Genomic DNA, 363 nt, shown 5'->3' on the forward strand with positions numbered 1-363 from the left:
CGTCAGTTGTACGGAAGTAGAACTGTGGACGGTAGCCTTTGAAGAATGGAGTATGACGACCACCTTCATCTTTGCTCAGGATGTACACTTCGGAATCAAACTTGGTGTGTGGTTTGATTGAACCTGGCTTAGCCAGAACCTGACCACGTTCGATGTCTTCACGTTTGATACCACGCAGCAGAACACCAACGTTCTCACCAGCACGGCCTTCGTCCAGCAGTTTGCGGAACATTTCAACGCCAGTACAAGTAGACTTAACAGTGTCCTTGATACCAACGATTTCAACTTCTTCGCCCACTTTAACGATACCGCGCTCTACACGACCGGTAACAACTGTACCACGACCGGAGATGGAGAATACGT

At 48.8% G+C, this 363-nt stretch carries 1 protein-coding gene; it reads right to left on the reverse strand.

Features of this window, described 5'->3' with window-relative positions:
• A partial coding sequence (locus tag J1778_RS00080; RefSeq protein WP_274388717.1) for an EF-Tu/IF-2/RF-3 family GTPase occupies positions 1 to 363 on the reverse strand: 363 nt, incomplete at both ends.

This window comes from Rahnella bonaserana, assembly GCF_019049675.1.
GTDB classification, from domain to species: Bacteria; Pseudomonadota; Gammaproteobacteria; order Enterobacterales; family Enterobacteriaceae; genus Rahnella; species Rahnella bonaserana.